This is a genomic window from Vibrio sp. 1151_11 (assembly GCF_029478525.1).
In the GTDB taxonomy this organism is placed as follows: Bacteria; Pseudomonadota; Gammaproteobacteria; order Enterobacterales; family Vibrionaceae; genus Vibrio; species Vibrio anguillarum.
In genome coordinates this window covers 33368-54542 of the sequence record NZ_SHMN01000012.1, presented here as the reverse complement: position 1 = coordinate 54542, position 21175 = coordinate 33368, and the positions used below count along the sequence as shown (strand labels likewise).

General features: G+C 43.9%; 18 protein-coding genes. 12 read left to right on the top strand and 6 right to left on the bottom strand.

What is annotated here, in order from left to right; all coding sequences use genetic code 11:
* The first annotated feature begins 29 nt into the window (after positions 1 to 29).
* Positions 30 to 962, top strand: coding sequence for a tRNA 2-thiocytidine(32) synthetase TtcA (gene ttcA / locus EXZ60_RS10615; protein ID WP_017042881.1), 933 nt, complete (start codon positions 30 to 32; stop codon positions 960 to 962).
* A gap of 66 nt (positions 963 to 1028) precedes the next feature.
* Here ttcA and EXZ60_RS10610 read toward each other — a convergent pair whose 3' ends face one another.
* Genes EXZ60_RS10610 through EXZ60_RS10600 form a run of 3 tightly spaced genes read right to left on the bottom strand, consistent with a single transcriptional unit; the run spans position 1029 to position 3284 of the window.
* Complete coding sequence (locus EXZ60_RS10610) at positions 1029 to 1691, bottom strand: DUF2987 domain-containing protein (RefSeq protein ID WP_194567426.1); 663 nt, start codon at positions 1689 to 1691, stop codon at positions 1029 to 1031.
* A 2-nt stretch (positions 1692 to 1693) separates the two neighbouring features.
* Positions 1694 to 2500, bottom strand: a complete 807-nt coding sequence (locus EXZ60_RS10605; protein ID WP_069212176.1) for a glucosaminidase domain-containing protein — start codon at positions 2498 to 2500, stop codon at positions 1694 to 1696.
* Positions 2493 to 3284 (bottom strand): membrane protein, encoded by a 792-nt coding sequence (locus EXZ60_RS10600; protein ID WP_026028002.1) that lies wholly within the window; start codon positions 3282 to 3284, stop codon positions 2493 to 2495. Before EXZ60_RS10600 ends, EXZ60_RS10605 begins: the two co-directional genes overlap by 8 nt.
* Before the next feature lie 319 nt (positions 3285 to 3603).
* On the opposite strand from EXZ60_RS10600, the gene potA reads away from it, so the two are divergent.
* From potA to EXZ60_RS10575, 5 genes are all read left to right on the top strand, one after another.
* Positions 3604 to 4740 carry a spermidine/putrescine ABC transporter ATP-binding protein PotA gene (potA, locus tag EXZ60_RS10595; protein WP_010320264.1) on the top strand — a complete coding sequence of 379 codons (1137 nt, stop codon included), beginning with the start codon at positions 3604 to 3606 and terminating at the stop codon, positions 4738 to 4740.
* On the top strand, positions 4724 to 5581 hold the full coding sequence (gene potB, locus EXZ60_RS10590; RefSeq protein WP_026027331.1) for a spermidine/putrescine ABC transporter permease PotB: 858 nt from the start codon (positions 4724 to 4726) through the stop codon (positions 5579 to 5581). Before potA ends, potB begins: the two co-directional genes overlap by 17 nt.
* Positions 5581 to 6351, top strand: coding sequence for a spermidine/putrescine ABC transporter permease PotC (potC, locus tag EXZ60_RS10585; RefSeq protein ID WP_013856883.1), 771 nt, complete (start codon positions 5581 to 5583; stop codon positions 6349 to 6351). The genes potB and potC overlap by 1 nt, the downstream gene beginning before the upstream one ends.
* 106 nt (positions 6352 to 6457) lie before the next feature.
* Positions 6458 to 7492 carry an extracellular solute-binding protein gene (locus tag EXZ60_RS10580; RefSeq protein ID WP_214650446.1) on the top strand — a complete coding sequence of 345 codons (1035 nt, stop codon included), beginning with the start codon at positions 6458 to 6460 and terminating at the stop codon, positions 7490 to 7492.
* A gap of 125 nt (positions 7493 to 7617) precedes the next feature.
* Positions 7618 to 8655, top strand: coding sequence for an extracellular solute-binding protein (locus EXZ60_RS10575; RefSeq protein ID WP_096036390.1), 1038 nt, complete (start codon positions 7618 to 7620; stop codon positions 8653 to 8655).
* A gap of 31 nt (positions 8656 to 8686) precedes the next feature.
* On the opposite strand, the gene cobB is transcribed toward EXZ60_RS10575, so the two are convergent.
* The 3 genes from cobB to EXZ60_RS10560 all read right to left on the bottom strand — a co-directional run bounded on the left by cobB (position 8687) and on the right by EXZ60_RS10560 (position 12750).
* A complete protein-coding gene (cobB, locus tag EXZ60_RS10570; protein WP_064625196.1) occupies positions 8687 to 9424 on the bottom strand; it encodes a Sir2 family NAD+-dependent deacetylase in 738 nt (245 codons plus the stop codon).
* A gap of 169 nt (positions 9425 to 9593) precedes the next feature.
* Positions 9594 to 10814 (bottom strand): ammonium transporter, encoded by a 1221-nt coding sequence (locus tag EXZ60_RS10565; protein ID WP_277435677.1) that lies wholly within the window; start codon positions 10812 to 10814, stop codon positions 9594 to 9596.
* A gap of 346 nt (positions 10815 to 11160) precedes the next feature.
* Positions 11161 to 12750, bottom strand: coding sequence for an ABC-F family ATPase (locus tag EXZ60_RS10560; protein WP_017042874.1), 1590 nt, complete (start codon positions 12748 to 12750; stop codon positions 11161 to 11163).
* A 236-nt stretch (positions 12751 to 12986) separates the two neighbouring features.
* On the opposite strand from EXZ60_RS10560, the gene EXZ60_RS10555 reads away from it, so the two are divergent.
* The 6 genes from EXZ60_RS10555 (at position 12987) to fbpC (ending at position 21109) form a co-directional block, all read left to right on the top strand.
* Positions 12987 to 13622, top strand: coding sequence for a response regulator (locus EXZ60_RS10555; protein WP_013856877.1), 636 nt, complete (start codon positions 12987 to 12989; stop codon positions 13620 to 13622).
* A gap of 8 nt (positions 13623 to 13630) precedes the next feature.
* On the top strand, positions 13631 to 15250 hold the full coding sequence (locus EXZ60_RS10550) for an MASE1 domain-containing protein (protein WP_277435676.1): 1620 nt from the start codon (positions 13631 to 13633) through the stop codon (positions 15248 to 15250).
* Positions 15251 to 15337: 87 nt separating this feature from the next.
* Positions 15338 to 16669: an MFS transporter family glucose-6-phosphate receptor UhpC gene (gene uhpC / locus EXZ60_RS10545; RefSeq protein ID WP_088728855.1), complete on the top strand. Its 1332-nt coding sequence runs from the start codon at positions 15338 to 15340 to the stop codon at positions 16667 to 16669.
* Between the two features lie 126 nt (positions 16670 to 16795).
* Positions 16796 to 17830, top strand: coding sequence for an ABC transporter substrate-binding protein (locus EXZ60_RS10540; RefSeq protein WP_013856874.1), 1035 nt, complete (start codon positions 16796 to 16798; stop codon positions 17828 to 17830).
* Positions 17831 to 17939: 109 nt separating this feature from the next.
* Complete coding sequence (locus EXZ60_RS10535) at positions 17940 to 20036, top strand: iron ABC transporter permease (RefSeq protein ID WP_029388220.1); 2097 nt, start codon at positions 17940 to 17942, stop codon at positions 20034 to 20036.
* A gap of 17 nt (positions 20037 to 20053) precedes the next feature.
* Positions 20054 to 21109 carry a ferric ABC transporter ATP-binding protein gene (gene fbpC, locus EXZ60_RS10530; RefSeq protein ID WP_017044718.1) on the top strand — a complete coding sequence of 352 codons (1056 nt, stop codon included), beginning with the start codon at positions 20054 to 20056 and terminating at the stop codon, positions 21107 to 21109.
* Positions 21110 to 21175: the final 66 nt, after the last annotated feature.

Here is a 21175-nt window from a genome sequence, read left to right as displayed (position 1 = left end):
TTGTTTTAAAGATTAAAGACCAGACACTGATGACTGAGCAAATTCAAGAGCGCACCAAAGCTCAACAATATAATTTCAATAAACTTCAGAAGCGTATCCGTCGTAATACGGGTCAAGCCATTGCTGACTTTAATATGATTGAAGATGGCGACCGTATTATGGTATGTCTTTCTGGCGGTAAAGATAGCTTTACCATGCTGGATATTCTAATGAGCCTTCAGAAAAGTGCCCCTGTTAGCTTTGAGCTTATTGCCGTGAATCTTGATCAAAAACAGCCCGGATTTCCTGAACACATTCTGCCGCAGTACTTAGAGCAACTAGGCGTTGAATATAAAATTGTCGAAGAAGACACGTATTCTATTGTTCAAGATAAGATCCCTGAAGGGAAAACCACCTGCTCACTTTGTTCACGCTTACGCCGCGGTATTTTGTACCGTACAGCCAAAGAACTCGGTGCGACGAAAATTGCGTTAGGCCATCACCGTGACGACATTCTAGAAACGCTATTTTTGAACATGTTTTATGGTGGAAAGATCAAAGGAATGCCACCTAAACTTGTGTCTGATAACGGTGAACATGTGGTAATTCGCCCTCTCGCCTACTGTCGTGAAAAAGACATTATCAAATATGCGAACATGCGAGAGTATCCGATTATTCCATGTAATCTATGTGGCTCTCAGCCAAACATGCAACGTCAAAACATTAAGCAAATGCTAAATGGCTGGGATAAACAGTTCCCTGGGCGCATCGAGACCATGTTTAGTGCAATGCAAAATGTAGTGCCTAGCCATTTGGCTGATTTCAAGTTGTTTGACTTTAAGTCGATTAACCGTGATTCAGGCGTTATTAATGGCGGCGACATTGGTTTTGATAAAGAAGAGATGCCAATCCTAGCGCTCGAAGATGAGGATAGCGTGATGGAGTTTGATCCTAGGTTGAAGTTGGATGTCACCAATCTTTGATGTTCCTACAAAGATAAAACGAGTAAGGGCTGCGAATGCAGCCCTATTGATATTAGCCCAACATGTCTAATGTTTCGCTTTGGGAAGATAAGGTAACACGCGAACCGTTTCTTGTGGCAACTGCATCGATCCACCTTCACCCAGTTGACTGAGGTCCACTTGGGCTTTGCCATTTTCTATGTTAATGGTTTCGCCGTTACTCAACTGAATGACCGAATTCAAATTATTGGTAAATTCGAGTGTGACACCAGAAACATCGGGTGTGAACCAACTCGCAAACATCCCGCCGAGCTCTTCCAGTAATTTTTGCATCTGGGGTAATAAGATGGCGACCTGTTGGTAAGATATTTCCCCTTTGAACTGCTCTTTTGCCATAACAACAGTCGAAAAGTCACAACGCATATCTTCAGGAGTATCGACAAACACTAACGGATTCGCTTGCCGTAAATGATCGTCTAAAGGAAGTAGTAGCTCGTGGTTGCTACTGACTTTCAACGCTTCATAGTGCTTCTCTTTTTCCATCCAAGCCTTCTCTATTGGGCAGAGCTGCTTGGTATTGGCATTAAGGAAATAATAAGCGACTTTGACATTGGGGTACTCTTCTTTCACGTTATTTTTCATTGCTGAAAACAACTTGGAGTATGTAAACATATACTCTTGAGCGTTAACGGGAAATGCGTTAGCAAGGCATAGCGTTGTCAGTAATAAGGTAAGTGTTCTTTTTTTCATTATTATTCTGTCCAGAAAGGCTGATTGTGACGCATCATAGATTGAAGATCTTGCACATAAGCTTCTCCGCGCTCTGAGTATTTCAGTAAGCCATTGGTCATCTCCATGGCACTGTCGGCACTCAATAAATCGGCATTATTTTTTCTTAATCGAAAACGAATCTCTCGTAAATCATGATAAGCGGAGTTGCGGTTAACATTCATGAAGTAACCGTGGATTGACTCTTGAACAGAACCAAAACTCGCCACTTCGTGAGTCATACCTTCCACTCGTTGCAAAGGTACCAACCCACACCCTACACTGTAACACCATTGACCGAAATAGTTGTTTCCTTCAGTTGCAAAGCGAGAGGTTCCCCAAGCCGATTCATTCGCTGCCTGGGTCAAGACTAACGCTTCGGGTAAAACGTCAACTCGATGCAGCATGTTTTCTAGCCATGCGCTAGTGATGCCTTCTGCAGGAATCGGTACTTCATATCGCTTAGAGAGTTTTTGCGCCTCACTATAGTCACTTTTGGCTATCTGATTGCTTAAATGATGCTGTGCAATCCTCTCTAATATCTCACGCTCTTGCAAAACACGTCTATTTTCCCACGCGATACCTGGTTTTAAGAAAGAAAAAAAAGCATGCTTTTTCTCATTCACATCATTGATGGCTGAGAAGTCAGGCGCTTTTCCAACAGCTCTAGCACCTTGTAAAGATGGAATGTCGCTTTTATAAGTCGTCTCGGTTGAGGTTTGCTTGACGTAATAAACGCTGCAACTCACAACCACGAGCAAGATGGCGGTAAGTAAGATTATTTTACGCATTGAACACCTGAGAATTTGGATTATTGTCGGATTGATTAGTCGCTATGATCTTTAGTTTGATGCCGAACATATTACGATAAATAATCCCTTTAGCATGGAAGAAGAAAGGTAATACAAAAATGAAACCTATCCCATAAAAGAGCGCGGCGGCAACGAACATTAGCATGATCACGGAATAAATCACGGCAATAGGAACGATTTTTTTATTGACTGCGCGTAAGGATAATAGCAGTGATTGCATAGGTGGAACCCGTTTTTCGCAGATCAATAAGATGGATTGGCTAAACGCAATACTCAAATACATTGATAGCAATGGGAAAATCATTCCTGCTACACCTTGCAGTAATAAGCTGAATAGCGTTGCTAAAATCACTGGGATGGTGAACTGTAATCCCTTACCTATATGTCTTGGCTGTGTTCTTAACCCAGCGACATGACTCATCGCCATTAAGCTCACGCCAGCATAAATAGGTGCACTAACGACCTCATAGCTAAAATTAGCCACAAAAATAGCTTGTACAATATTGCCTGTGAAAGCTTCTGGTGTTTCTAACGCATCCAAGATTAGTGATGGATCACCCAGTTGCAATTTTAAAGCAATATAGAAGATCGCAAGCTGCACAAATAAAAGAATCACGATGGAAGGAGAAAAGGAGATAAATTGCTTGATCGTACAATCCCATGCCTCTTTGAGCACGGCGTTGACTTTTAGCTCGTAATCTCCCTTGAGCGCATGCTCTACACTACCGCCTAAATTGAAATCTTTTTCAATATCATTATTCATAAAATGTCCTAGGCAACGGAAAAGCAAGTTGCCTGTATTTGGGTCACAAAGTTATTGTCATTATACTGCAATACACTCTAGTCCAAAATCAGAAGCCTAAACTGATCTTGCATTATTATGTGTTTGGTTGATAATTAACCACTTGAAAGCATTGAACAGTTAGTTAGTTCTGTATGGTAATCAATCTTTACTGCTACCTACAAAACTTTTTCTGTATCAATATAAGAAAACGCTTTGAATTCACTCTTTTGGTGATTATGATGCGCGCCTCAATTGTGTATAGCGACAGGTCGTAAGATAGGCATCCCTATAGACCAAGGTGGGAGAAAAACAGACGTTGAACGTAAAAAAATCAGTAGGAAAACCAGTAGTTCGTCTTTCTGGTATCAGTAAAAGTTTCGATGGTAAGGAAATCATTGGCAACCTAAACCTTGATGTTAATCATGGCGAATTCTTAACGATACTTGGTCCTTCTGGCTGTGGTAAAACAACAGTACTAAGAATGATTGCAGGTTTTGAAACCGCAGATCAAGGTTCAATTACTCTTGATAATCAAGATGTTACAAAAGTTCCTGCTGAACAGAGACACGTTAACACCGTCTTTCAAAGCTATGCACTTTTCCCACATATGACAGTATTTGAAAATGTCGCGTTTGGTTTGCGTATGCAAAAAGTGCCAACGGCGGACATTGAACCCCGTGTGATGGAAGCACTGCGGATGGTACGTCTCGACGCGATGGCCCAGCGTAAACCAAGTCAACTTTCTGGTGGTCAACAACAACGTATCGCTATCGCGCGTGCCGTTGTTAATAAACCTAAGGTTCTGTTGCTAGACGAATCTTTATCCGCGCTTGACTATAAACTGCGTAAGCAGATGCAAATGGAGCTTAAGCAGCTTCAACGTCAGCTTGGGATCACCTTTATCTTCGTTACGCACGATCAAGAAGAAGCCTTATCAATGTCGGATCGCATTATTGTTATGCGTGAAGGGAAAATTGAGCAAGATGGCTCTCCACGTGAAATTTACGAAGACCCTAAAAACCTATTTGTTGCTCGCTTCATCGGTGAGATCAACGTATTTAATGCTGAAACGATTGAACGAATTGATGATAAGCGTATTCGTGCACATATCGAAGGTGTTGAAGCGGTGGTTTACCACGATCAAAATGTACAACCCGGACACAAACTACAAGTTTTGCTGCGTCCTGAAGATCTTCGCATCGAAGAGATTAAAGAGTCAGAAGAAAAAGGCATTGTTGGACACGTGACAGAACGTACCTACAAAGGCATGACTCTAGAATCTGTAGTCGAACTGGAAGAATCAGGCATGCGCGTGACGGTTAGCGAATTCTTTAACGAAGATGATCCTGATGTGGACCATTCTCTCGGCCAGAAAGTCGCTATCACTTGGGTTGAAAGCTGGGAGGTAGTACTTGATGATGAGCAAGAAGCTTAATCTTCAAAATGCTATTATCACATTGATTGTTGGGTGGTTAGTGCTGTTTGTGCTAATCCCTAACGTTATGATCATTGGTACTAGCTTTTTGACTCGCGATGAAGCCAACTTAATTGAAATGACCTTCACGCTTGATAACTATACACGCTTATTGGATCCACTTTACGCCAAAGTGCTCATGCACTCTTTCTATATGGCAATTGTGGCTACCCTTCTCTGCTTGGTTATTGGTTATCCATTTGCTTACATTGTCGCAAAAATGCCACAAAAATGGCGTCCAATTATGCTGTTTTTGGTGATTGTTCCTTTTTGGACCAACTCTCTTATCCGTACCTACGGATTAAAAATAGTGCTGGGCACGCAAGGCATCTTAAACCAAGCTTTAATGGCTTTAGACATCATAGACAAACCACTGCGTATTATGTACACCGAGACAGCGGTAATGATTGGCTTGGTTTACATCTTGCTGCCTTTTATGATTCTTCCGCTCTATTCTGCTATTGAAAAATTGGACGATACCTACATTGAAGCCGCGCGAGATCTAGGGGCAAATAAGCTTCAAACTTTACTGAAGGTAGTATTGCCATTGACCATGCCGGGTATCATCGGGGGCTGCTTATTGGTGTTACTGCCAGCATTAGGTATGTTCTACATTGCTGACTTACTCGGTGGCGCGAAAAACCTGCTGATTGGTAACGTGATTAAGAGCCAAGTATTGAATGCTCGTGATTGGCCATTTGGCGCCGCGACCAGCATTGCCTTGACTCTGGCGATGGCTGTAATGCTTTATGCATACTATCGTGCTGGTAAGTTATTGAATAAGAAAGTGGAGCTAGACTAATGGGCAAAACAGTTAGATTTAGCTTTATGAGTTTAGTGTATGTATTTCTATACCTACCGATCATAGTGCTGATTGTAAACTCATTTAATGACAACAAATTTGGTATTAAATGGGGCGGTTTCACTACTAAGTGGTACCACGCGCTAGTTGCAAACGACAGCTTAGTTCAGGCCGCATGGCACTCGCTGAATGTAGCGGTTTTTTCAGCCACAGCAGCGACGCTGATTGGCAGTTTAACTGCTGTAGCCCTTTTTCGTTATCAATTTAAAGGTAAACGTGCAGTTAATGGTATGTTGTTTGTTGTGATGATGTCCCCAGATATTGTCATGGCAATTTCGCTACTTGCGCTATTCTTAGTGTTAGGTGCTCAGCTAGGTTTTCTGACTTTGTTGATTGCACACATTACATTCTGCTTACCTTTCGTTGTTGTGACTGTTTACAGTCGTCTCAACGGATTTGATGTAAAGATGCTCGAAGCTGCCAAAGATCTCGGTGCTGGCGAATGGGTGATTTTGACCAAAATCATTTTGCCATTAGCGAAACCGGCGGTTGCGGCTGGTTGGTTGCTGAGTTTCACACTGTCATTAGATGATGTGATCATTAGCTCGTTTGTAACCGGCCCTACTTACGAAATTTTACCATTGAAGATTTATTCTATGGTTAAAGTTGGCATTTCCCCAGAAGTTAACGCTCTGGCGACCGTGATGTTAGTTGTCTCATTGGCTCTAGTAATCACATCACAGTTGTTAGCAAGGGAAAAAGTGAAGTAGAATCGACATCTTGTAATACATTACGCGAAACAGAATGACAAATCGTCATTCTGTTTTTCTATCTAACGCCTAAAAATAGGCAACGTTTGGTTTGGAGCTAACGTCAATGAAAAAATGGGCTACTCTATTAGCTGGTAGTGCATGTGCGCTTTCTTTGTTCTCTGGAGCAGTAACAGCGGACGAAAACAAGGAACTAGTATTCATGAACTGGGGGCCGTACATTAACAGTGGTCTTCTGGAGCAGTTTACTAAAGAGACCGGCATCAAAGTGATTTATTCAACTTATGAGTCGAATGAAACTTTGTATGCAAAGCTAAAAACACACAACCAAGGTTATGATCTTGTTGTTCCATCCACCTACTTCGTTTCTAAAATGCGCGATGAAGGTATGTTACAAAAGATTGATAAGTCTAAATTAAGCAACTTTAAAAACCTTGATAACAACTATTTGAATAAACCTTACGATCCAAATAATGATTATTCAATTCCACATGTGGTTGCTATCACTGGGCTTGCGGTTAATACCGATATGTACGATCCCAATGATTTCCAAAGCTGGGGTGACCTATGGAACCCAGAGTTGAAAGGCCAGCTAATGTTGATGGATGATACTCGTGAGGTATTTCACATTGCCCTTCGTAAGTTAGGTTACTCAGGTAACACTACGGATGAAAAGCAAATTAATGAGGCCTACGCTGAGCTGCAAAAACTAATGCCTAATGTATTGGTTTTTAACTCAGATAACCCTGCCGCTCCTTACCTCTCTGGTGAAGTTGGCTTAGGTATGCTGTGGAATGGCTCTGCAGCAGCGGCGCAAAAAGAAGGTTTGCCAATTAAGCTTGTTTTCCCTAAAGAAGGCGGTATCGGTTGGGTTGACAACTTTGCTATCAGTTCTGGTGCCAAAAACGTAGAAGCCGCACATAAGATGATCGACTTCTTGCTACGTCCAGAAATTGCAGAACAAATTTCTCGCGACACGGGTTATTTAACCGGCGTGAAAGCGTCTAATGAGAAATTTAAAGACAGCCCTGCTCTTTTCCCATCTCAAGATGATTTAGATCGTGTTGAATGGCAATCTGCCGTTGGTGAAAAAACCGTGCAGTATGAAGATTACTTTATGAAGTTAAAAGCGGGTCAATAATTCCGCAAAAAGTATGAAATAGGCAGCACTAGCTGCCTATTTTCGTTAAAACTGGTATACTTTGCACTTTCGTATCACGCACCCTTGCCTAGTTAAGCTTTGGCACCGACTAAAATGGAAACGTAATGAAAAGCACACTGTATGCTGGCGCTATTTGCGCAGCAACTCTATTCACTACGCCTGCAATGGCTGCAGATCAAGAGCTTTATTTTTACAACTGGTCTGAATATATCCCCCACGACGTTCTCGAAGATTTCACCAAAGAGACAGGAATTAAAGTCATTTACTCAACCTATGAGTCTAATGAAAGCATGTATGCCAAGTTAAAGACTCAAGGTTCCGGTTACGATCTTGTCGTGCCATCCACCTACTTTGTTTCTAAAATGCGTAAAGAAGGCATGTTGCAGGAGATTGACCACGCTAAGCTTTCTCATTTTGCTGATCTTGATTCTAACTATCTCAATAAATCGTTCGACCCAAACAACAAATTTTCTATCCCTTATATCTGGGGCGCAACGGGGATTGGTATTAATACCGATATGCTTGATAAATCACTGATCAAAAACTGGGGCGACTTATGGGATGCCAAATGGGAAGGTCAGTTGATGATGATGGATGATGCTCGTGAGGTGTTCCATATTGCACTGAGTAAGCTTGGTTACTCACCTAATACGACGGATCCTGACGAAATTAGAGCAGCCTATCAAGAGCTTAAAAAACTGATTCCAAACGTGTTAGTGTTCAACTCCGACTTTCCGGCAAACCCTTTTTTAGCGGGTGAAGTTTCTTTAGGTATGTTATGGAATGGCTCGGCGTATATGGCCCGCCAAGAAGGCGCTTCAATTGACATTATTTGGCCAGAAAAAGGTGCGATTTTCTGGATGGATAGCATATCCATTCCGGCCGGGGCCAAAAACGTTGATGCGGCTCATAAGATGATTGATTTCTTATTGCGCCCTGAGAATGCAGCAAAAATCGCATTAGAAATTGGTTACCCAACTCCCGTTAAAACAGCCTATTCACTGTTACCCAAATCTTTCGCCAATGATCCTAATATCTTCCCTCCACAATCTGTGATGGACAGCGGGTTTTGGCAAGATGAGGTGGGAGAAGCGAATGTGTTGTACGACGAATACTTCCAGAAGCTTAAAGTAAATAATTGATCATATTCAATGTTTAGATAACACGCCTACTCTAGGCGTGTTTCTTTTTTGGCATTTCTAACCCTAATATCTCTTCCACTAACCGCGGAACTTCAATACTGGCTTTACCGTAGCGTTTTTCCTCAAACTCACTTTCAACGGCACTCGGTTCTAAGTTGATCTCAATGGTGTGCGCGCCATGCATTCTGGCATCATGAACAAAGCCTGCAGCAGGATAAACAACGCCCGATGTACCGATAGAGATAAAAAGATCAGCCGTCTCGAGTGCTGAATAAATATCGCCCATGCGCAGTGGCATTTCGCCAAACCAAACAATATGAGGTCGCATTTGAGCTGGAATTTGACAGCAATGACAAAGCTCTCCGCTCATAATGTCGTCTTTATGCTCTATTACTTGGTTAGAAACGCTGCAGCGTGCTTTAAGCAGCTCACCGTGCATATGAATCACCTGTTTGCTACCACCCCGCTCATGAAGGTTATCAATATTCTGCGTAATAATCGTTACGTTTCCCTCTAGCTCTTGCTCTAATTTACCAAGCGCGATGTGGGCGGCATTAGGTTGTATTGATTCAGATTGGAGTTTTCGACGACGCTGATTATAGAAATCCTGTACGAGATCGGGATCACGTGCGAAACCTTCAGGGGTCGCGACATCCTCTATTTTATGGTTTTCCCATAACCCATCTTGAGCACGAAATGTTTTGATGCCTGATTCCGCTGAAATGCCTGCCCCCGTGAGGATCACGATATTCTTGTAAGGGAAATTCATACTATGTCCTTATTGCCCGCTTTTTTGCTAGCTTAGCACCGATGCAATAACAACAGTAGTTTTGAGGGTTAGACCATAGTATAAAATAGCCATTGATTGCTTATTTTCTGTGACATAAACCGAGCTACGAAATAGACCGAAGTACCCCGCGACTTCGGTCTATATGTAATCAATCTTCGTTAATGGCGGAGATTTTATGGATAGCCAAATCCGCGCCGTTAAATTCGTCTTCTTCAGATAAACGCAATCCAGTCAATACATTGAGAGAGCCATAAACGATTGCAGCGCCTAATACTGCCACTGAAATACCCAATAAGGTTCCTAGTAGTTGAACGGCGAGGCTGACACCACCTAGGCCGCCGAGTGATGATTGGCCAAAAATCCCAGCGGCAATCCCGCCCCATGCACCACAAACACCATGTAATGGCCATACACCTAATACATCGTCTATTCTCGTTCGGTTTTGCAGTTGAGTGAACAACCAAACAAATAAAGCACCCGCAACTACTCCCGTCACTAAGGCACCCAGTGGGTGCATCAAGTCCGATCCTGCACACACCGCGACTAATCCCGCTAGAGGACCATTGTGGATAAAGCCAGGGTCATTTTTTCCGACAATTAACGCTGCTAAAATACCACCAGTCATGGCCATTAAAGAGTTCATCGCGACTAATCCACTAATTCCATTTAATGTTTGCGCTGACATGACGTTAAAACCAAACCAGCCCACACAAAGGATCCACGCGCCCAGTGCTAGGAACGGAATGTTGGATGGAGCAAAGTTGGTGTGCTTTCCTGCACGTACTCTTCTCTTACGCATTCCTAGAAACATGACAGCGATGAGTGCAATCCATCCTCCGACCGCATGCACGACCACCGAACCAGCGAAATCGTGAAAAGCAGCACCGAATTGAGCTTCAAACCAGCTTTGCACGCCATAATTGCCATTCCAAATCATTCCCTCAAACAGCGGATAAACAAACCCAACTGTGAAAAAAGTAGCAATGAGAATGGGGTAAAACCGAGCGCGCTCGGCAATGCCTCCAGAAACGATAGCAGGAATAGCGGCGGCAAACGTCAATAGAAAAAAGAACTTAACTAGATGATAGCCGTTCCCTTGGGCAAGGGTTTGTGCATCAGCAAAGAAATGAGCGCCGTAGGCTATCCAATAACCGATAAAAAAATAGGCGATCGTAGAAATACCGAAATCGGCGAGAATTTTTACCAGCGCGTTCACTTGGTTCTTTTTACGCACAGTCCCCACCTCAAGAAAGGCAAATCCAGCGTGCATTAAAAACACCATGATTGCACCGAGCAGCAAAAATAGCGTATCAGAACTTTGAGTCAGGGCTTGTACGGTACCTTGAACCTGACTTACGGTTTGAGTCATCTTAGTGATTCTCCATTGAAATGTTGTGCACCAATCCTGTGCTACTTGATTATTTTCTCACCAATATAGTGAGTTATTGGTATTGAACAGCCTTAAAGCAAAATACATTCCAAAATAAACAAATGAATCAATAACTTTTCAATATCAAATAACTTATTGAAATAGAGTGAATTATATAAATATCAAGGGAGTTGTTGCATGATGGAAGAATAAACGCATTCATAAAAAGCGCACCAAATTGGAACGTGCGCTCCATTTTAATGCACTCTATTTTTTGGCTCGTTCCAGATTGCAGGCATTAAAAAGGCCTCCCGCAGGAAGCCTTTTCTTAAGAGTAAACTGTGGATTAGTTTACGCCACGAGATTTCAAGAATTCAGCATAAGTGCCTTTGAAATCGGTCAGTTTGTTATCACGGATTTCAATGATGCGCGTTGCCAGTGAGTCCACAAATACGCGGTCGTGAGATACGAAGAACAGAGTCCCTTTGTAGTTCTCCAAAGCCGTGTTGAGTGATTCGATCGATTCCATGTCCATGTGGTTGGTTGGCTCATCCATCAACAGCATGTTTGGCTTATGCATCATTAGTTTACCAAGCAACATACGACCTTGTTCACCACCAGATATGACCTTAACGGATTTCTTGATGTCATCTTGGCCAAACAACATGCGCCCTAAGAAGCTGCGGATCACTTGCTCGTCATCCCCTTCTTGACGCCATTGGCTCATCCAGTCAAACAGGTTCATATCTTCGGCAAAATCGTGCGCGTGATCTTGAGCGTAGTAACCAATGTTCGCGTTTTCAGACCATTTATAGCTGCCGCTACGAGGCTCAAGTACACCCGCTAAGGTGTTAAGCAGTGTCGTTTTACCGACGCCGTTTTCACCAATGATCGCTACGCGTTCGCCCACTTCAAAAATGGCGTTGAAGTTACTGAACAGATCGTTTTCAAAACCTTGGCTAAGGTTTTCAACTTCTAACGCGTTACGGAACAACTCTTTCGATTGTTCAAAACGAATGAAAGGGTTTTGGCGGCTAGACGCTTTAACTTCGTCCAATTGGATCTTGTCAATCTGCTTAGCTCGTGACGTTGCTTGCTTCGCTTTAGATGCGTTCGCAGAAAAGCGTGCAACGAAAGTTTGCAGTTCAGCAATCTGTGCTTTCTTCTTGGCATTATCAGAGAGCAGACGAGCACGCGCTTGCGATGCCGCTGTCATGTACTCGTCGTAGTTACCCGCGTACAGACGTAGTTCACCATAATCCAAGTCAGCCATATGTGTACATACGCTGTTTAAGAAGTGACGGTCGTGCGAGATGATGATCATGGTGCAGTTACGTTGGTTTAGCGTATCTTCTAGCCAGCGAATGGTATCCATATCCAAGTTGTTGGTTGGTTCGTCAAGCAGCATGATGTGTGGTTCAGCAAACAAAACTTGCGCCAGTAGCACACGCAGTTTCCAACCTGGTGCCACTTCGCTCATCAAACCAAAGTGCTGTTCAAGAGGAATGCCCACCGCAAGCAACAATTCACCGGCTTTAGACTCGGCCATGTAGCCGTCCATTTCCGCGAATTCAGTTTCGAGATCCGCAACCTTCATGCCATCTTCTTCGGTCATTTCAGGCAGAGAATAGATACGGTCACGTTCTTGTTTAACTTTCCACAACTCTTTGTGGCCCATGATTACCGTGTCAATAACCGTGAACTCTTCGTAAGCGAATTGATCCTGATTCAGTTTCGCCACGCGTTCGTTAGGATCATAGCTAACGTTACCACTCGAAGGTTCAAGCTCTCCGCTTAGAATCTTCATAAATGTTGACTTACCACAACCGTTAGCGCCAATCAGGCCATAGCGATTACCTTCGCCAAACTTAACGGAAATGTTTTCAAACAGAGGCTTTGCGCCAAATTGTTGAGTGATATTCGCGGTGGAGATCAAAACCAGTACCTTAATAAATGTGAATTGTATAAAAAACTGCGCAACGTTACTTGTTCAAGGCTCGAACTGCAAGCGATGTTTTTGTTTCACTGCCCTCGTAGTGCGAGTAACTCGCTCATTTAATGCCTACCTGCCACTGATCATAAGTTTCGAGAGAGCAATCACATCCCCTGCGCTGGTTTTTGATACTTATTGATACATCTGCGACTATCACTGCAAACCTATAGGATACCCGTATGATTTCAGTTGCTTTGGTGGATGACCACCTCATGGTTCGCTCTGGTTTTGCACAACTGTTATCGGTTGAACCAGACATTCATGTCCACAGTGAGTATGGTAGCGCGCGCGAAGCATTTCGTGCGCTGGTGAACGCTTCTATCGATGTGGCAGTTATCGACATTTCAATGCCCGACGAAAGTGGGCTTGTGTTGTTAGAGAAACTGCGCCGCGCTCAGCCGGACTTTAAAGCCATCATTCTCTCTATTTATGATTCAGCGTCCTTTGTCAGTAAAGCGCTAGAAGCTGGCGCTTGTGGTTATTTATCAAAACGTTGTGGGCCTGGAGAGTTAGTGAGTGCCATTCGTACCGTGGCTAATGGTGATCGCTATTTGTGTGCCGATGCCTTAATTAACCTAAGCAATGCTTCAGGTACGCCATCTGTCCTTGAAGGGTTAACTAAACGCGAAAGAGAGGTGTTTGATCACCTGATTTTAGGCAAAGACGTTAAAGAGATTGGTTACGATTTATCAATTAGCCACAAAACGATTCACGTGCATCGGGCAAATATTTTAAGCAAACTAGGGCTTACCAACAATGTGGATCTCATCCGCTTTGCTATTACTCACCAACTGTTGGTTAACGAGACGTTATAGAAGCGACTATGCATTTTCATCATCGATTTTCTGAAGCTTTACCTCGGTTGTCTCTCTCCTCTGGCTTTAGCTATGCATTTGCATGCGTTTTGTATTCAATTGGTTGGTTTTGTTTATGGAACATCAGCCGCTACTTAACTCCTGATTTATTGCTGGCTGGTCTGTTTTTGCCCACAGGCTTAAAGCTGGCCACACTCGCTCTTGCACCACGTCGTTTTTGGCTTGGGATCACTTTATGCGAAATGGCTATAGTGGTGTTGCTCGGGCATGTGTTGGCTATCGCAGCTCATGAATATCTATTACTGCTGTTTGCATTGATCGCTTATTGGCTGGCGATTGCCTTTCAATCTCTCTGGACATCACTACACGTTTATTGGAAAAAACTGTTGGCGCTTACCGGGTTGACGGTCGTTTACGGCATCTTATGTGGAAGCTCGGTTTTGCTGTTGGTCAAACCGCTCAACCTCGAACTGCATTACGTGGCACAAGCGACCGTTTCAGCTCTGACCGGCGGTATACTGCTCACTCCGTTCTTATTTCTCCTGTACGATTATTTACATCAGCAGATCTGGAGACCACTGTCACCCGATCTTATTCATCAAGACGTAACACTTCGCCCCTCTGCGTTGCTGTGGTGTTTGCTTTTTTTTAGTGGCGGATTGATCGCGGAGTTAACCTTGCTAGAGCAGCTCAAACCGATCGCCCTGCTCATTTTCCTGCTTCCCAATATTTTTATGGCTTATAAATACGGTTGGCAAGGCGGCGTATTGGCTAGTCTAATGAACAGTATTTTGCTTGCTACGGCACGGCAAATGACAGGTTCATTTGAATCCGATATTGAACTACAAAGTTTTATAGCGACGCAGGCTTTTGTTGGTTTAGGGCTTGGTATCGCGATTAGCCGTCAATATTTCTTGGCGCAACGCTTAGCTAAAATTAACCAAAAGCTGGCAATCGAACTCGCGAACAAACAGCAACTGGCTCGGCAATTAGTCAAGGTTGAAGAGCAAATCCGAAAATCAGTTGCACGCGAACTGCATGATGAAATTGGCCAAAATATCACCGCGATACAGATCCAATCCATGCTCGCTAGTCGCTTGGCACAAAATGAAAAACAAACCAACATCGCTGAGACGATCAACACGCTCGCGCTACGAATTCACTCATCGACACGTCAATTATTAACCGAGCTTCGCCCTCATGCGCTTGATGAATTGGGGCTTGAGAGCGCAATTCGGCAGCTTGCAAGTGAAATGAAATTTGCGGAACGACACGTCGATTTTCGTCTGAATTTCGGAATTTTTGCAGAGCGTTTAGATGACATTACGGCCGTTACACTGTATCGAATTATTCAAGAGCTGCTTAATAACGTGTGCAAACATGCACAAGCATCAGCCGTGCAATTAAGCCTTGTTCCCGGTGACATGTTCAGTGTCGAGCTGCGTGATAATGGCATTGGTTTAGCTTCCGATTGGCGCAGCAAAGGCCAAGGCTTACTCGGCATCGAAGAACGCGTCAGCGCACTGGGTGGCACATTTTTAATTGAATCGCAGCGTAGCCAAATACCGCTTGGGACGCGCATAACTGTTAACTTGCCCACAAAACCGCTCACAACATCAACAAACTAGGAAAATTTCCTAGTCACTTATAACTTTGTCTCATTCATTTGGTGAATCACTCCGATACCATCTCTTAGCACTAGGGAGAAACATAGCATGCTGGGTTTTCTGATTTCAAAACCGACATCAGCACCTATAGAACCACAGGACATTGATGCAACCTATCGTTACTGGCGCTTGCATTTAATGTTATCGATGTACGTCGGCTATGGGGTGTTTTATTTCACACGCAAAAGTCTCAATTTTGCCATGCCTGCGATGCTCACTGATCTCGGGCTTGAACATTCCGATGTTGGTCTGCTTGGTACGCTCTTTTACATGACTTACGGTTTGTCAAAGTTTGTTTCTGGCATGGTCAGCGACCAATCAAAACCGAGTTACTTCATGGGTTTGGGGCTGGTTGCAACAGGCGTAGTTAATGTGCTGTTTGGTTTGAGCTCTTCCCTAGCCGCATTTACCGTGCTTTGGACATTGAACGCTTTTTTCCAAGGTTGGGGATGGCCGCCGTGCGCTAAATTGCTCACTACTTGGTATTCCCGATCTGAACGTGGGTTTTGGTGGTCTATCTGGAACACTTGCCACAATTTAAGTGGCGCGCTCATTCCGATCAGCATTGGTTTTATCGCTGTGACTTTTGGTTGGCGGTACGGATTTATTGCACCGGGTTGCTTGGCGATCATCGTTGGTTTAGTGCTCTGCTTTCGCATGCAAGATAAGCCCATAACGTTAGGGTTACCCCCAGTGGGTGAGTGGCGTAACGATGAATTAGAAAAGCGCCATGAGTCTGAGGGTAAAGGTCTTCCATTTCGCCAAATTTTAAGTCGTTACGTGCTAGGGAATAAGTACGTTTGGCTGTTATGTAGCTCCTATCTACTGGTGTATGTGGTGCGTATCGCGCTAAATGATTGGGGTAATTTATACCTCACTGAACGACATGGTTATGAGCTTTTTTCGGCCAACGCTGCCGTATCGATGTTTGAAGTCGGAGGATTTTTAGGATCGCTATTTGGTGGTTGGGGCTCGGACAAATTTTTTAAAGGCAATCGAGCGCCGATGAACTTGATTTTTGCGCTAGGCATTTTCATTTCAGTGGCCGCGTTATGGCTAACACCGATTGACAACTTTGTGGTGTTGTCGGGCTGCTTCTTTTCCATCGGATTTTTTATTTTTGGTCCGCAAATGATGATAGGAATGGCCGCCGCTGAATGTTCGCACAAGGATGCGGCTGGAACCGCGACCGGTTTTGTCGGCTTATTTGGCTATCTTGGTGCAGCGTTAGCCAGTTACCCATTGGCTGTCATTATTGAACAATTTAGTTGGGAAGGATTTTTCAGTGTCATTACCCTCTCAGCCGCACTGATTGGATTACTGATTTTGCCCTTTTTAAAAGCGCAGCAGCGTGCAGGGAATGCCGTCACTATGTCATAACCTTTCCTCACGTTGTTTTCTGATTTCGCTGTGTCATGCAGCAAAAACGAAATCACAGGAATGTGATGAAACTTAACGCTGCCCTACGTCTACGTTAAGTAATGAAAATAACAAGAGGAAACAGACATGAAAGATAGATTACCTCGCAGTGTACTTGCTACCTGCATTCTCGGTGCTTCGCTTGCCGCGCCTCAAGCATTTGCTGAAGGCCGACTCGTGGTTTATTGCAGTGCCACTAACGCCATGTGCGAGACAGCGACTAAAGCATTTTCTGATAAATATGACGTAAAAACCTCTTTTGTTCGCAATGGCTCTGGCAGCACGCTGGCCAAAATCGAAGCAGAGAAGAAGAACCCACGCGCGGATGTTTGGTATGGCGGCACGTTGGATCCTCAATCACAGGCGGGTGAAATGGATCTCTTACACGCTTACCAATCCCCGCAGCTTGAATTCATTATGGATGGATTTAAAGATCCAGCGAAACGCAAAGGGAACTACTCTTCGGCCGTTTATATGGGTATTTTAGGTTTTGGGGTGAATACTCAACGTTTGGCTGAAAAAGGATTACCGATCCCGCGCTGCTGGAATGATTTAACCAAACCTGAATACAAAGGAGAGATTCAAATCTCTGACCCACAAAGTTCGGGGACTGCCTATACCGCATTAGCCACCTTCATTCAACTTTGGGATGAAGATAAAGCCTTTGATTATTTCAAAGCACTCGACAAAAACGTCTCTCAATACACCAAATCAGGTGTTACCCCTTCACGTAACTCAGCGCGTGGTGAAATTGCGATTGGTATTGGTTTTTTGCATGACTACTCACTCGAACAATCGAAAGGAGCACCGCTGGAGCTGATTTCGCCTTGTGAAGGTACAGGTTATGAAATTGGTGGTGTGAGCATTATCAAAGGGTCGCGTAACCTTGATAACGCGAAACGGTTTGTTGACTGGGTCATGTCAAAAGAAGGACAAGAGCTGGCATGGAAAGAAGGTCAATCTTTCCAAATTTTAACTAACACTCAAGCGGAACAATCCCCCAACGCCCTCGACCCTAAAAAGTTAACCTTGATCGATTATGACATGGATACCTATGGATCCTCTGATGAACGTAAGCGATTGATTAATAAGTGGGTTAATGTTGTAAAAATGGGCGAATAGCCAACGCATTCCCTTGTCTTAGCCTCGATGGGCAGTGCCTACTGCCCTTTTTATAAAGCCAATACCAGGCTTATCACCGTGTGGCTACAAATAACTTTGGTACAGAAAAATGAATGAATTTACAGCAGGCACTGCACCACATCGGCCGCTAAAAACCTCGCATAGGGACCCGATTTTTTATTGGATCCTGACGTTATTGTGTGCGTTTGTGCTGTTGCCCTCTTTTGCACTTGATTACGGAGTGTTTGATTCAACATCGCAAGAGTTTTATGCCGCTATGGGTTGGAGCCGTGCCAATATTTCTTGGTTATGGTTTGCGCTTCCGGGTGTACTTCTCATTCGCCCTTGCTATGCAGGTAATAAGTACGCCAAACACCGTCACTATTTTGATATCGGTTATTCAGCGGCATGCATGTTTTTCGTGTTGGTCAGCTCTTGGTATACCCAGCAAGGTTTAGGTTATTCAACCATTGCACTATTTATTGCCTTAAGTGCTGTCATGACATTGGCATTGGCTCGTCTTGAGTTTTTGGGCGGTGACAGCTTCGTGATTGGTGCTCTGATCTCGATTGTTCTCTTGATCACGATTTTTATTATCTTTCCGAGTATCGCCATCTTTGTACCGATGTTCCAAGATGAAATGGGGAACTTTGTTGCGTGGCAATTCATTGAAATTTTGAGCCGAGCGCAGATCATACAAATTGTTTGGAACTCCGTACTGCTTGGCGTATCTGTGGGTATAGGTGCCACTTTCTTTGGTTTGATCTTTGCTATCTATACCACACGCATTGCCACTCGCTCCGCTTTCATTGCGCGAATTTTTTCTATTCTTCCCATTGTGACTCCCCCTTTTGTCGTTGGGCTTGGGGTGACTTTAATGCTTGGGCGCTCCGGTTATATCACCGAACTCATGGTGGATTGGTTTGGGTTACAACAGACAAACTGGCTGTATGGTTTTACAGGCATTTGGATGGCACAAGTGCTTGCCTTTGCTCCTATGTCATTCATGATTTTAGATGGCGCGATGAAATCCCTACATCCATCATTGGAAGAGGCGTCCTACACGCTGCGTGCTAATCGTTATCAAACTTTTTTTAAAATTGTCATGCCATTGCTCAAGCCTGCTTTGGCCAACAGTTTCTTAATCATCTTTGTCCAATCACTGGCCGACTTCAGTAACCCGCTTGTACTTGGGGGCAGTTTCGATGTGTTAGCCACTCAGATTTACTTCTACATCGCAGGAGCTCAATTAGATTACGCTTCCGCCAGCACACTTGGGGCCGTCTTGTTGCTATTTTCGTTGGCGATCTTTGTTGTCCAATATCTGTGGATAGGAAAGCGTTCATACGTCACCATTTCCGGCAAATCATATCGTGGCGATGTGCAAGCGCTGCCTACCTTACTTAAACATACGGTTTCGGCACTGCTCTATTTTTGGATGGCATTTAACATCTTGCTTTATGGCAGCATCATCTTCGGCAGCTTCACCGTGAACTGGGGTGTAGATTACAGTTTAACGCTTAAAAACTATATTCATCTGTTTGGCATGGGAATGAGTGAAGGTGCTTGGCCATCACTCATCACGACGATGATTTATGCTGGCGTTGCAGCGCCATTGACCGCCTTCTTTGGTCTGTTGATTGCGTATATCGTTGTTCGTCAGCAATTTTACGGTAAGAAAGTGATTGAGTTTGCAACCATGCTTTGTTTCGCCGTTCCGGGCACGGTTGCGGGGGTATCTTACATTCTTGCATTTAATGATGCGCCTATTTACCTCACCGGTACCGCGGCCATTGTTGTGATTTCCATGGTGATGCGTAACGTGCCAGTAGGTATTCGCGCAGGTATTGCAGGGCTAGGCCAACTTGATAAATCGCTCGATGAAGCGTCACTTAGTTTGCGGGCTAACTCCTTTAAAACCATTACTCATATTCTGTTGCCGTTATTACGACCAGCAATTCTCTCAACACTGATTTACAGCTTTGTTCGAGCAATGACGACCGTCAGCGCCATTATTTTCTTGGTGACACCAGAAACACGGGTGGCAACGTCTTACATCCTGAATCGTGTAGAAGATGGTGAGTATGGCGTTGCGATCGCATATGGCTCGATTTTGATTGTTGTGATGTTGGCTATTATTTTAATTTTTGATTTTATCGTTGGCGAGGCACGTGTTTCTCGTTCTAAAGCCAATAACCAAGAATAACCATTGGAGATATCACCATGGAAAATGAAAACTTTGTTGTTTTAAAGAATGTCTGCAAGCGTTTTGGCGATAAAACCGTCATTGGTAATTTGGATTTAGAAATCAAAAAAGGCAGCCTTGTAACACTGCTCGGCCCTTCAGGATGTGGAAAAACGACCGTGCTGCGTTTGGTCGCAGGGCTCGAAAAACCAACCAGCGGCCAAATTTTTATTGATGGTGAAGATGTCACGAGTACCTCCATCCAGCAACGTGACATCTGCATGGTGTTTCAATCTTACGCTCTGTTTCCTCACCTTTCCTTACATGACAACGTAGGTTATGGCCTAAGAATGATTGGCTTGAGTAAAGATGAAGTGAAACAGCGAGTGGATGAAGCCTTGAAATTGGTTGATTTAGAAGGCTTTGGGGAACGTTACGTTGACCAAATTTCAGGAGGTCAGCAACAGCGAGTAGCGCTCGCTCGCGCGTTGGTGCTTAAGCCTAAGGTATTGCTATTCGATGAACCGCTCAGTAACTTGGACGCCAATTTAAGACGCAGCATGCGTGAAACTATTCGAGAGTTGCAACAGCGTTTTAATATCACCTCTTTGTATGTGACGCACGATCAGGCTGAGGCCTTTGCCGTTTCTGATACTGTGATTGTGATGAAAGATGGCGACATCATGCAGCAGGGGTCACCAACTCAACTGTATAAGCACCCAACCTCGATGTTCATGGCCAACTTCATGGGCGAAGCCAATATTTTTGAGGGTCAATATGATGGTGAATATTTGATCATCAATGGCTATAAGATCCCCGCTAATGATGACAGTGTCACGGCTTTGCCTGCGGGAAATTATCAAATTGGTGTTCGACCAGAAGCTATTTTGCTCTGCGCGGACGGTGATGCCTGCCAACAGTGTCAAATTACCAGTATTGCTTACATGGGGTCGATGTATGAAGTGTTGGTTAAATGGCACAACAAAGAGCTGTTACTGCAACTCAACTCGTCACAATTTGACCCCAGTTACGCTGATCACCCTTACCTGACGATCAACCCCGTGGGGTTATTCCTACTACCTGAAGATGCATAATACTGCCTAGCTTGACCAAACGCCTCCAAACTAATGGAGGCGTTTGTGTCTTAGTGAGAGCAATGA

What these genes read in the sequence shown, in the direction of transcription:
- potC (WP_013856883.1), top strand. Translation starts at nt 5,581, where the DNA reads ATGGGCAAAACAGTTAGATTTAGCTTTATGAGTTTAGTGTATGTATTT.
- cobB (WP_064625196.1), bottom strand. Translation starts at nt 9,424, where the DNA reads ATGAATTTCCCTTACAAGAATATCGTGATCCTCACGGGGGCAGGCATT.
- EXZ60_RS10535 (WP_029388220.1), top strand. Translation starts at nt 17,940, where the DNA reads ATGAATGAATTTACAGCAGGCACTGCACCACATCGGCCGCTAAAAACC.
- EXZ60_RS10575 (WP_096036390.1), top strand. Translation starts at nt 7,618, where the DNA reads ATGAAAAGCACACTGTATGCTGGCGCTATTTGCGCAGCAACTCTATTC.
- ttcA (WP_017042881.1), top strand. Translation starts at nt 30, where the DNA reads ATGACTGAGCAAATTCAAGAGCGCACCAAAGCTCAACAATATAATTTC.
- EXZ60_RS10605 (WP_069212176.1), bottom strand. Translation starts at nt 2,500, where the DNA reads ATGCGTAAAATAATCTTACTTACCGCCATCTTGCTCGTGGTTGTGAGT.
- fbpC (WP_017044718.1), top strand. Translation starts at nt 20,054, where the DNA reads ATGGAAAATGAAAACTTTGTTGTTTTAAAGAATGTCTGCAAGCGTTTT.
- EXZ60_RS10610 (WP_194567426.1), bottom strand. Translation starts at nt 1,691, where the DNA reads ATGAAAAAAAGAACACTTACCTTATTACTGACAACGCTATGCCTTGCT.
- EXZ60_RS10580 (WP_214650446.1), top strand. Translation starts at nt 6,458, where the DNA reads ATGAAAAAATGGGCTACTCTATTAGCTGGTAGTGCATGTGCGCTTTCT.
- potB (WP_026027331.1), top strand. Translation starts at nt 4,724, where the DNA reads ATGAGCAAGAAGCTTAATCTTCAAAATGCTATTATCACATTGATTGTT.
- EXZ60_RS10540 (WP_013856874.1), top strand. Translation starts at nt 16,796, where the DNA reads ATGAAAGATAGATTACCTCGCAGTGTACTTGCTACCTGCATTCTCGGT.
- EXZ60_RS10600 (WP_026028002.1), bottom strand. Translation starts at nt 3,284, where the DNA reads ATGAATAATGATATTGAAAAAGATTTCAATTTAGGCGGTAGTGTAGAG.
- EXZ60_RS10550 (WP_277435676.1), top strand. Translation starts at nt 13,631, where the DNA reads ATGCATTTTCATCATCGATTTTCTGAAGCTTTACCTCGGTTGTCTCTC.
- EXZ60_RS10555 (WP_013856877.1), top strand. Translation starts at nt 12,987, where the DNA reads ATGATTTCAGTTGCTTTGGTGGATGACCACCTCATGGTTCGCTCTGGT.
- uhpC (WP_088728855.1), top strand. Translation starts at nt 15,338, where the DNA reads ATGCTGGGTTTTCTGATTTCAAAACCGACATCAGCACCTATAGAACCA.
- EXZ60_RS10565 (WP_277435677.1), bottom strand. Translation starts at nt 10,814, where the DNA reads ATGACTCAAACCGTAAGTCAGGTTCAAGGTACCGTACAAGCCCTGACT.